The sequence below is a fragment of the Klebsiella spallanzanii genome, assembly GCF_902158555.1.
Lineage (GTDB): Bacteria > Pseudomonadota > Gammaproteobacteria > Enterobacterales > Enterobacteriaceae > Klebsiella > Klebsiella spallanzanii.
Genome location: NZ_CABGGS010000043.1, coordinates 390,396 through 401,774, shown reverse-complemented (window position 1 = coordinate 401,774; position 11,379 = coordinate 390,396). Strand labels below are relative to the sequence as shown.

The window sequence follows — 11,379 nt, the reverse complement described above, 5'->3', positions numbered from 1 at the left end:
CATGTCTGATGACAACAATGGCAGGAAAGGCCGATAAAATTAACAATTATAGTTGTGAATGAATCGTGATCAGAAAGCATCGGTAATCTGGCATCAGCTGCCTGGAGGATCAGGAGATTGGATTACTAAAAAAAGGCCTTTGCATATTCCGAAAAGACATTCTTATTTATGCTATTCCAGATAGCCCTGTTTTTGCTTTTAATCGCGCCAGTGCTGGTCATAAAATGGACGATTAACAATGAAAATCAGAACGCTTCCGCTTATCCTTGTTGTTACCTCTTCTCTGGCCGTTTCTTACCCACTTCTTGCTGCCGAAGGACTGACGCCGTTACAGCCTGGCGCCACTACCGGTACTCATACCGGCGCGCTTCCACCCAACGGGTTGTATGTGTCAATGACATCCACCTATGAAACCGGCGTTGTGCGAAACGGTAGCGGTGATACGGCGAAAATCGCCGGAGGGAAAAATAAGCTCTCTAACGTCGGGCTGGCTATGGCCGCCACCTGGGTTCCGGGCTGGGAATTTCTCGGCGCCCGCTATGCGGCGATGGTGGTACAACCCTATAAGTTTATTCAAGTGAAAAATACCGGCCAACACACCACCGATCACACCAGCGGCCTGCTGGGGACCAGCATTACACCCCTCGCGCTATCCTGGGATTTACACAACAATTTCCACCTCGGCGCCGGGTTAGCTATCTATTTACCGGATGGCAAAACGGCCTATACCCGCAACGCGACAACCGGCAAAAAAGAGGTCTCCGGAGATAATGTTTCCTGGGATTACTGGTCATTTGAACCCAATATCGCCATCAGCTACCTGACCGACGATTGGGGCATTACGTTGAATAATATTTTTGACTTCAACACCAAAAACACCGAAACCGACTACCGCTCCGGCAGCACCTGGTACCTGGACGTTACCGCCACCCACCGCATCGGTAATAACCTCACTGCGGGGCTCATCGGCAACTGGACGAAGCAGATAACCGATGACAAGGTCAACGGCAGAACGGTGCAGGGCGTAGAGGGCATTTACTCTACCGGCAAGCGCGTCGAGCACATCAAAGCCGGTCCAATGCTGAGCTACAATTTTAGCGGCGTAACCGTCACGGGCAGAGTACTGATCAATTTGCACAGCGAAAACGACGCCGGGATGACCTTTTTCCATCTTGGTGTGTCAATGCCGCTGCAATAATAGAACGCTGTTGTAATACATCAGGCCTCAGGAGCAGGAAGAGAGAGAATGCCCGGCTCCTGAGGGTTCTCTTTGATAACTATCACATCTTGTAAACTCCCGGCTTAAAAACCACGCCCCGTTTGCCGACAATAGCGCCTCCCCCCTCCCAGACAGGAGCGTTTATGCTCGCCGAAGAAGCCATCATGATGATCCCCGGCTGGAACGCATTCCCTCAGGCGCTCCAGCAGGCTTTACTACGCCAGTCGCGTATTCGCAGCGAAAAAGCCGGCAGCATAGTATTTCATCAGGGAGCCGAAGTTGAGGTGATTGCCTGGACGCTGAAGGGCCACCTGTTCGCCAACGTTCATCATGCCAATGGTAACCAGACGCTGCTCACTCACGTTCCGGTCGGGCGCATGATCCTGTTCAACTTTATCTGGAAGCACGCCCCGTTAGACCGCAACTTCATCGCCATGACCGACGTGGAACTCCTTATTCTCCCCCGTGCCAGCGCGACGCAGCTGTTGGCACAGTTTGATGAATTCAAGATGCAGGTGATTGATTCGCTCACTGAACGACTTAACGATCTGGACCGGGTGCTGTACACCCATAAAGTGGCTTCCAGAGAGGCCTGCGTGGCGGCTTTTCTGGTGGATTGTGAAGAGGGGCAAAAAGGCCCGCGTCGCGAACGCCACATTCCCTTCACAATGCAGTTCATGGCCGAGTGCCTGCGCCTCTCGCGCCCCTTTGTTGCCAAGACGCTCAGACATTTCGCCGACCGCCAGATGGTCACGCTCAACTACGGTAATATCGAAGTGCTCGATCTTGATGGGCTACGGCAGGTCGCCAGCCGTGAGATTGTGTGAATTGTGAACTATGGCGCGCGGCAAATGTGAATTCTTTCCATTTGTTCATCGGATTACCTGTCAGGATAAATCCTGGCAAATCTGAAGCGAGACAACGACCATGTACTGTGAAGATTATCGTTACGAGGAGTCAATCCCCTTACGGTCTCAGGATATCCCCCTTTCAGACCCGCATATTATGACCAGAATGATGTTCTTCGTAAATCTGGTCACCACCGGTTCCATTTCATCTGCAGCAGAACGCATGGGCATATCCATCTCTTCCGGTTCACGATGGCTATCTGACCTGGAAAAGGAGATCGGCTGTCCTCTTTATCGGCGCAACAATAAAGCCATGCCGCTGACCGATGCCGGTGATTATCTGTATCGCAATTTCTGTTTAATCGGTGAGAAGGTCGGCCAGCTAAAAAATGAGCTGACCCATTTCTCCACCCAGCGTCGGGGAACGATTCGCATCTGCTGTACTCCGGTGTATGCCGAACAATATCTGATGCCTATCGTCGCCAACTATCTGGCCGGTAACCGCCAGGTGAATATCGCCGTGAACATATCAGCCTTCGGTATTCAGAGCTGGAAAGATTACGATATCATCATCGGCGCCGTTAATGCCTTAAGCCACCAGCAAGATCAGGAACTGCCGCTGGTGAAGCGCAATCTGATCGCAGAACCGTTCGTTACCGTCGCCTCACCGCAGTACTTGCTGATGAACGGTACGCCGCAGCATCCGTCTGAGCTGGTCCATCATCGCTGTCTGTTCGCCAGTTCGCTAACCGGCAGTAATGACTGGGCCTACGAGATCAATAACGAACGACATTTTTTCAAAATTCCCAAATCTCTTGAGGTCTGTGACAGCACTCTCTTACGAAAATCGGTACTTTCAGGAGCCGGAATTGCTTATCTGCCGGAGTATGTTGTCCAGCATGATATTCACAATGAGAAACTAACCTGCCTGTTTAAAGAGATGAAAACATCAAAATGGCTGTTAAATCTCTATTACCCTGCCCGTAGTCAGATAACCGAATGCGTATCTTCTTTTAAACATTTTCTGATTGAGCAACACGCTGCCACTTTTCATAAAATTCATACTGAGAGCTATTAAAAAACGTCATCCCCTTTTCATATTTGCAAACGCACTTTTTATTTTTAGTCTTCAAACGCTATAACCGTATTGTTAATCTTATTTCAGTTAGTTAGTTTTCACGATAATAACATTACCCGTCGCAGATGTTTTATGAAGCATCGCCCCTTATTATTAAAAATCTGGTGATAAGGGGGTAATTAAATTTATTAACTGGGTGAGAATTATGCAAAATACAAATAACATTGCCGATAAAACGGCAAATCATTCCAGTACCCGAAGTAATTTCGGCGGCTGGGGCTGGAGCATGGTTGGCTTCAGTATGCTGATGTACTACAACTTCGCCGCCTGGACTGCTGACGGCCTGAACGTTATCGTTCAAAGCTTTGTCGATCTTCACGGCTGGGACTTCGCCACGCTTCTCTCTTTTTCGACGCCCGCCGGCTGGATTGGCGTTATCGGCGCGCTGCTAATCGCGGAAATGATCAAACGCAGAGGAGCGAAAATCGTCGCCATTGTTGGCCTGCTGGCGCTGGGATTGACGATGATCTGGTTCGGTCGCGTCACTTCCTACGCCGAATACGCTATTGGCCTGGCGTTGATGAACCTGCTGGCCACCGGGTGCTGTTTCAACGTTCCCGCCACCCTACTTAATAGCTGGTTTCCAAGGAAAAAAGGCCTGGCTCTCGGCTGGGCAACCATGGGGATGTCATTCTGTACCGCGACGCTTATCCCCATTATGTTCTTCCTCTTTGACCGCTTCGGCGTACCCGGCGCTTATGCCGTCGTCGGCGGGACCTTAATCACCCTCGGCATCATCTCTATATTCTGGATCCGTAATACCCCGGAAGAGCTGGGTTTGTACCCGGACAACGAGCCGATTTCCCGTGAACAGCAGGCGGCGAACCTGGCGGCGCAGACCGACTACCAGAGCCCCTTTACCTACCGCGTTCTGTTCCGCGACCGCGAAATGTGGCTGATTTCCGTTGGCTTCGGCCTGCTGTGGCTGGTGGATATTGGCGTCGTCAGCCAACTGATCCCACGGCTGATTTCGGTTGGCTATGATAAAGAAACCGCCGTGTGGATGTTTACCTCCGCCGCCCTGATTTGCGCCATTTTCAGCTACTTCTGGGGCTGGGTGGATGTGAAAGTTGGCACCCGAAAAGCCAGCATCGCTTACGCCTTTTTCTTTGCTGTGACCCACGCCTGCCTGCTGGTTCGTGGTAACGACTACTTCACCTACTTCACCCTATTAATGGTGGGCGCCAGCATCGCCGGTATCAAAGAGCTTTGTACATCGATGGTCGGTACCGTCTATGGCCGCTATGACTTCTCCGCCGCCAACCGTCTGGTTTCAACCATTGCCTGTTTATTCCGGGTCAGCTGTTTTGCGGTTGTTGCCGTCAGCTTGAAATATACCGGCGATTACGATGCAGCTTATATTTCATTTATCGCGCTGGATATTATTGCGGCCCTGCTAATTTTCATGATTAACGATAAATGCAAAGGCAAAACAGATTCAGTTGTCGCCGCTTAACGAGAATTAATATTACTTATTCAGGAAGTCATACCATGCTGGAAAAAGAGATTATTTCACCGCAACGCGCTGCCGCCATGGTGGAAGAAGGAATGACCATTATGATTGGCGGATTTATGGCGGTCGGCACGCCGGAAAAAATTATTGATGCGCTGGTAGAAAGAGGAGTGGGTAATTTAACGATTATCGCCAATGACACCGGTTTTATCGATCGGGGTATCGGCAAGCTGGTGGTCAATAAACAGGTTCGCAAGATTATCGCCTCTCATATAGGCCTGAATCCAGAGACCGGACGACAGATGTCCTGCGGCGAGCTTGAAGCGGAGCTGGTTCCCCAGGGAACGCTGGTTGAGCGTATTCGCGCTGGCGGTGCCGGACTGGGAGGCGTACTGACCCGGACCGGGCTGGGCACGGTCGTGGAGGACGGCAAACAGCAGGTCATTATTGACGGCCAACCCTGGCTGCTGGAACAGCCCTTGCAGGCCGATATCGCCCTGATCCACTGCTCCGTTGCCGATACCGCCGGTAATGCGATGTTCAACAAAACCACCAAAAACTTTAACCCAGTGATGGCTACCGCCGCGCGCCTGACGATCGCCGAGTGCGAATCGATTGTGCCGATGGACTGCACCGCCGCCGACCGTTACAACACGCCCGGCATCTTTATCGACTACCTGGTGAAGGGGGAAGAGCGTCATGGATAAAAATGCCGTAAGAGAACGCATCGCGCGCCGGGTTGCGCAAGAGCTTCACAAAGGGGATCTGGTGAACCTGGGGATTGGCCTGCCGACGCAGGTCGCCAACTACGTCGCCGACGATCTGGGCGTCATCTTCCAGTCCGAAAATGGTCTGGTAGGGCTCGGCCCCATGCCGGATAACGACAGTATCGACGCCGATTTAACCAACGCCGGCGGTCAGCCGGTCACCGCCGTACCCGGTGCGGCGTTCTTCGATAGCGCCCTGTCGTTCGCCATCATCCGCGGCGGCCATGTCGACGTTACCGTCCTGGGAGCGCTGGAGGTGGATCAGGAAGGCAATCTCGCCAACTGGATCATCCCCGGCAAAATGGTCCCCGGAATGGGAGGCGCTATGGACCTGGTGAACGGTGCCCGCCGCGTGATCATCGCCATGGAACACTGCGATAAAAAAGGCCAGTCAAAAATTTTGTCTCGCTGCCAGCTTCCGCTGACCGCCGTCGGCCAGGTCAATCTGATCGTGACGGAAAAAGCGGTCATTGAAGTCAACGACGGCCTGATTCTGCGCGAAATCGCCGTAGATACCAGCGTCGATGAAGTCATTGCCCAAACTGCCGCACCGTTACGCATCTCTGAATCATTAATTCAGTTTTCCTAGAAAAGGACGCAGCCAATGAAAGTGATACCGATTAGTGAAGCCAAACCCTACAACCCACCGCTGCACCACGCCATGGTGGCGCTAAAGCTTTGCGACGGCGCGTTATGCAACGCGCAGCAATTCTGGTGCGGGCTTTCACATTTCTTACCCGGCGGCGGCGCCGAATGGGCCTACGACGATTCGCCGACGGAAAAGCTCTACCTGGTACTGGACGGCGCCATCACCATCCGCACCAAAGAAGAAACCCGCGTGGTCAGTAAAGGGGAAGCCGTTTTTCTCGCGCCGTTTGAGGGGCGCGAAGTGATTAACCACACCAATTATCCGACCAGCATGCTGGTCATCGCCAGCAATGCGTAACCAGTAAGGGATCATTATGGACACAACATGGGATAGCAAAGTCAAAGCGCTGTTCAACCTTGAAGGCAAAGTTGCGGTTATCACCGGCGGCGCAGGCGCGCTCGGTGAAGGCGTGGCCCGCGGCCTGGCAAACTACGGCGTCAAAGTTGCGGTGACCGGTCGCACCATCGCCACCCTGCAAAAAACCGTTCAGCAGGTGCAGGAAGCGGGCGGCGAAGCCCTCGCTATCGCCGGAGACATGACCGACGAAGCGGCGGTTAAAGCCCTCGCTGATAAGGTGGTTGCCGCCTGGGGAAAAGTCGACTTCCTGATCAATATTGCCGGCATTGCTATTCGCCACCCGGCAGAAGCCTTTGACGTTAACGATTTCCGCAAAGTCATGGATATCAACATCACCGGCACCTTTATTCCCTGCAAAGTGTTTGGCGAACTATTTATCCGTCAGGGCTTCGGGAAAATCGTCAATACCTCATCGGTGCGCGCTTTTGCCGGTCATCCCGGCGGCTACGCGGCTTACGGTACCTCGAAAGGGGCTATCAACTTATTAACCAAACAGCTAGCCACCGAATGGGCGAAATACAATATCAACGTTAACGCCGTCGCGCCGACCATCTTCTGGACGCCGCTGACCCAGGAAGTGCTGGAAGACGAAAAACTGAAAAAGATCTTCCTCGATCGCATCCCGATGGGCCGGGCCGCCGAAGTAGAAGATATGGTCGGCAGCGTCGTTTACCTCTGCTCCCCTGCCGCTAGTTTTATTACCGGCCAGGTTATTTACATCGACGGCGGCTGCACGGCGGGCTAAGGAGATGGCTATGAACAATCCGCTTACACGGGTCACGGTGCTCGGCGGCGGCCTGATGGGCAGCGGTATCGCGCAGATCTTCGCCGCCCGCGGCGTGGAGGTGACGATTTATGATATCGACGCCGACGCCTGGACTGCGCCGGAGACCATCCGCAGCAACCTGCAACGAATGCAGGCGAACGACGCCACCATCGAAGAGGTGGTTAGCCGCGTTGTTTTTTGCGACCAGCTGACGGAGAGCGTTAAGGGGGCGCAAATCGTTTTCGAATGCGTGCCTGAACAGCTGGCCCTCAAGCAGCAACTGTTTCGCGAGCTGGACGCGCTCTGTCCGCCAGAAACCATTCTTGCCTCCAATACGTCGGTCATCAGCATTAGTGAGATCGCCCGCGATGTGCTCCATAAACAGCGCGTGTTGGGCACCCATTTCTGGAATCCGGCCTTCCTGATCCCGCTAGTGGAGGTGATTCGCACGCGCTGGACCGATGACACGCTATTTGAACGCACATTCGACATTCTCGCCTGGGCAGGAAAGCGCCCGGTGCGGGTGAATAAAGATGTGCCGGGGTTTCTGGTTAACCGCCTGCAGCATGCCTTGTGGCGTGAAGCGATTTACCTTGTGGAACAGGGGATCGCCGACGCACGCACCGTGGATGAAGGTATCCGCTATGGCTTCGGTATCCGGCTGCCAACCCTCGGTCCGCTGGAAAACGCCGATATGGTGGGGACCGACCTGACCCTGGCGATTCATGAATATATTTTTCCCCATCTGAATAACGCAACCACCCCTTCCCCCCTGCTGCGTCAGTTGGTGAGCGAAGGCAAGCTGGGCTTTAAGTCCGGCGGCGGATTTCAGACCTGGGACGACACATCCATTAACGCAAGCCGTGAACGCCTGCTGAGCTATCTGCAGTGCGTCACTCAGCAACCTGAGGAGTCATAACATGGGTAAGAAAGTTTTTGTCGATTTAACGCATCCGTTTAGCGCCGACACGCCGCGCTGGCCCTACTTCGATAAACCATTGATCGACAGCGCGCATACCATGGCAAAAGGCGGCGTGTTAACGCAGCGTATTTCCTGCACCATGCATACCGGCACCCACTGCGACGCCCCGCGCCACGTGATGGAAATAGAGTTCGACGGAAAAAGAGCACGCTACACACATGAAATGCCGGTCGATGCTTATACCGGCGAGGCGGTGTGTCTGGAAATTAACATCGGGCGCTGGGAATTAATTCAGCCGCACCATCTGGAAGATGCCTGCCGTCGGGCAAATATTAAACCAGAAGAATTAAACGGAATGGTGGTATGCCTGAATACCGGCATGCACCGTAAATTTGATGACTCAAAAGAATATTATCACTACTCCTGCGGTACCGGCGTGGAAGCCGGAAAGTGGTTTGTCAAAAATAAAGTTAAATGCGTCGCCATGGATATGCAGGCATTAGACCACCCGTTACATACCGCGATGGGAAATAACGGCGCCACGCGTATGAATTTACTCGGCGCATCCGGGCGTCCGCTTACCGAAGAATATACTGAACAGTTCGGTGAAGAAGCCTACGCAGAATTTGATAAAGAGTTGTATATCAAACTCCACGGCCAGGCCGCCTATGATGAAAAATTCGGTGACCTGGAGGCTATCGGCTGCTGGGGTACCTGGGAACCCTGCCATAAACAGATGCTCGGCCACGGTATTGTCGGCGTTGAGAACCTCGGCGGCAATCTGGACAAGGTTTCCGGTAAGCGCTTTCGTTTCTTCTGTTTCCCGCTGCGCTGGTATTTAGGCGATGGCTCGATGGTGCGCTGCGTGGCGGAAATCGATGAAGATGAGATGAATGATGTTCCGGAAAGAAGTTATAGCTACGGGGGCTGTATTTAATTAAATAATAAATTCCTGAACTAACAAATATCAATAACGCAGCGGATTAACTCGCTATTTAGCGGAAGGCGACCTGCGCCCGAAATAATGTTTTCTATTATTCCGGGCGTATGGCGACCTCACGCCAGAATAACGTTATAGCCATATTCTTACATTATTAAATATCAATGCCGCTCTGTATCGGAGGAGCAAATATATGAGTATAAAAGATGTTGTCATTGTCAGCGCCGCCCGTACGCCCATCGGCTGCTTTGGCGGCGCGCTCAAGGATCTCTCGGCTATCCAACTGGGTGAACATGCCATCACCGCCGCTGTCGCTCGCGCCGCTATCAAACCGGACGATGTTGACGAAGTGATCATGGGCAACGTACTGGGGGCCGGGCTGGGTCAGAACGTCGCCCGTCAGGTAGCGATTGCCGCCGGGATCCCGGTGGAAAAAAGCGCCTTTAACGTCAGTAAAGTATGCGGTTCCGGGCTAAAAGCAACCATTCTCGGCGCGCAGGCCATTGCGCTGGGCGACGCGGAAATCGTGGTAGCAGGCGGGACGGAAAGCATGAGCAACGCCATGTATTTATCCGCCGCCGCCCGCTGGGGACAGCGCATGGGCGACAGCGCGCTGATTGACAGCCTGATTAGCGACGGCCTGACCGACGCCTTTTCCGGCGAGCATATGGGGATCACCGCCGAAAACCTGGCGCAAAAATACCAGCTCACTCGGGAAGAGCTGGACGCCTATGCGGCGGAAAGCCAGCAACGCACCGAATGGGCGCAGAAAAACGGCCGTTTCGACAACGAAATTGTGCCGATAAAAATCGTCACGCGCAAAGAAGAGCGTTACGTCAAAGCCGATGAATTCCCCCGCCACGGCACCACGCGTGAAACCCTCGCCCGGCTGCGTCCGGCATTTCGGCCAGACGGCGTGGTGACTGCGGGCAACGCTTCCGGCATTAACGACGGCGCAGCCGCGCTGGTCCTGATGAGCCGTGAAAAAGCCGCCGCCCTCCAGCTTCAGCCGCTGGCGACGATCCGTGCCTGGGGCAGCGGCGGCGTCGATCCCAATATTATGGGCTACGGGCCGGTACCCGCAACGCGCAGGGCCTTATCGCGCGCGGGTTTACAGGTGAGTGACCTCGACGTCATCGAGGCCAACGAAGCTTTCGCCTCCCAGTGCCTGAGCGTCATGAAAGGACTGGGGCTTGACCCACAGAAAACTAACGTCAACGGCGGCGCAATCGCCCTGGGTCACCCGATCGGCGCTTCCGGCGCTCGCATTCTGGTCTCGCTGGTTCATGAGATGCAGCGCCGCCATGCGCGTTATGGCCTCGCTACGCTGTGCATCGGAGGTGGGATGGGGTTGGCCATGGTGGTTGAAAAAGAATAAAGATCAAGGAGTTAATTATGTCAGTAGAAAACCGCGTTATCCTGACCGTCGCCTGTACCGGAGCCTGGCCGCAGAAGAGCGACACCCCGTATATTCCGCTCACCCCGCAGGATCAGGCCGATGAAATCGTCCGCTGCTGCGAGGCCGGAGCCTCCATTGCCCACATTCACGTGCGTGATGATGAAAGCAAAGCCTCGATGGATTTTGATCAGTTTGCCGAAACCGTGCGCCTGGTGCGCGCACGCTGCGATATTGTTATTAACCTGACGACCTCCGGCGGCCTTGGTCTGAACGATGAGATTCGCATGAAACCGTTTCAGCTATTGCGGCCCGAAATGGCCTCCTTTGACGCCGGAACCATGAACTGGGCCCACTCAACAATATTTGAGAATAGCCCGCGCTTTCTGGAAAAGCTCGCCGTCAGCATGAGCGAATGCCAGGTGAAGCCCGAGTTTGAAATCTTCGATGCGGGGATGATTTACAACGTCCTGTACTACATGAAGAAAGGGCTGATCAAGGAGAACCCCCACTTTCAGTTCGTCCTCGGCGCGCCGGGCGGCATGACGGCAGAGGTGCGTAACCTGATGTTCTTACTCGATACCTGCAAACAGCATCTGGGAGATAATTTCACCTGGTCGGCGTTGGGCATTGGTCGCGGTCACCTGCCGATTGTCCTCGCCGCGCTGGCGCTCGGGGGCAACGTTCGGGTTGGCATGGAAGACAATATTCTCTATCGCAAAGGTGAACTGGCGCAGTCCAATACCTGGTTCGTTGAGCGCGTGAAGCGGCTGGCGGCGGAAGTGGATAAAACCATCGCCACGCCGGATGAGACCCGCGCCATGCTTGGCCTGATACGTCAGCAGCCGGTTAGCGCCTGATTCCACGCCTTATGACAAAACGCCGATCGCCTCTCTTTGTGCACGGGCGATCGCATCCGATCGG

The 11,379-nt window shown here is 54.0% G+C and carries 12 protein-coding genes; all 12 read left to right on the top strand.

Features of this window, described 5'->3' with window-relative positions:
* Positions 1 to 238 precede the first annotated feature (238 nt).
* The 12 genes from FN082_RS22585 to FN082_RS22530 all read left to right on the top strand — a co-directional run bounded on the left by FN082_RS22585 (position 239) and on the right by FN082_RS22530 (position 11,315).
* On the top strand, positions 239 to 1,198 hold the full coding sequence (locus FN082_RS22585; protein WP_139540222.1) for a SphA family protein: 960 nt from the start codon (positions 239 to 241) through the stop codon (positions 1,196 to 1,198).
* 164 nt (positions 1,199 to 1,362) lie between these two features.
* Complete coding sequence (locus FN082_RS22580) at positions 1,363 to 2,046, top strand: Crp/Fnr family transcriptional regulator (protein ID WP_139540223.1); 684 nt, start codon at positions 1,363 to 1,365, stop codon at positions 2,044 to 2,046.
* Positions 2,047 to 2,224: 178 nt separating this feature from the next.
* Positions 2,225 to 3,145, top strand: a complete 921-nt coding sequence (locus tag FN082_RS22575) for a LysR family transcriptional regulator (protein WP_180349629.1) — start codon at positions 2,225 to 2,227, stop codon at positions 3,143 to 3,145.
* A 205-nt stretch (positions 3,146 to 3,350) separates the two neighbouring features.
* A complete protein-coding gene (locus tag FN082_RS22570) occupies positions 3,351 to 4,661 on the top strand; it encodes an MFS transporter (protein ID WP_139540226.1) in 1,311 nt (436 codons plus the stop codon).
* Positions 4,662 to 4,699: 38 nt separating this feature from the next.
* Complete coding sequence (locus FN082_RS22565) at positions 4,700 to 5,365, top strand: 3-oxoacid CoA-transferase subunit A (protein ID WP_328592125.1); 666 nt, start codon at positions 4,700 to 4,702, stop codon at positions 5,363 to 5,365.
* Entirely contained in the window at positions 5,358 to 6,014 is a 657-nt protein-coding gene (locus FN082_RS22560; RefSeq protein ID WP_139540230.1) for a 3-oxoacid CoA-transferase subunit B, read from the top strand. Before FN082_RS22565 ends, FN082_RS22560 begins: the two co-directional genes overlap by 8 nt.
* A gap of 15 nt (positions 6,015 to 6,029) precedes the next feature.
* Positions 6,030 to 6,371: a cupin domain-containing protein gene (locus tag FN082_RS22555; protein WP_139540232.1), complete on the top strand. Its 342-nt coding sequence runs from the start codon at positions 6,030 to 6,032 to the stop codon at positions 6,369 to 6,371.
* A gap of 16 nt (positions 6,372 to 6,387) precedes the next feature.
* Positions 6,388 to 7,176: an SDR family NAD(P)-dependent oxidoreductase gene (locus FN082_RS22550; protein ID WP_142982399.1), complete on the top strand. Its 789-nt coding sequence runs from the start codon at positions 6,388 to 6,390 to the stop codon at positions 7,174 to 7,176.
* 10 nt (positions 7,177 to 7,186) lie between these two features.
* Complete coding sequence (locus tag FN082_RS22545; RefSeq protein ID WP_142982398.1) at positions 7,187 to 8,116, top strand: 3-hydroxyacyl-CoA dehydrogenase family protein; 930 nt, start codon at positions 7,187 to 7,189, stop codon at positions 8,114 to 8,116.
* A gap of 1 nt (position 8,117) precedes the next feature.
* Positions 8,118 to 9,056 (top strand): cyclase family protein, encoded by a 939-nt coding sequence (locus FN082_RS22540; RefSeq protein ID WP_139540237.1) that lies wholly within the window; start codon positions 8,118 to 8,120, stop codon positions 9,054 to 9,056.
* 196 nt (positions 9,057 to 9,252) lie between these two features.
* Entirely contained in the window at positions 9,253 to 10,437 is a 1,185-nt protein-coding gene (locus FN082_RS22535; protein WP_371336261.1) for an acetyl-CoA C-acetyltransferase, read from the top strand.
* 17 nt (positions 10,438 to 10,454) lie between these two features.
* Positions 10,455 to 11,315 (top strand): BKACE family enzyme, encoded by an 861-nt coding sequence (locus FN082_RS22530; RefSeq protein WP_180349630.1) that lies wholly within the window; start codon positions 10,455 to 10,457, stop codon positions 11,313 to 11,315.
* Positions 11,316 to 11,379: the final 64 nt, after the last annotated feature.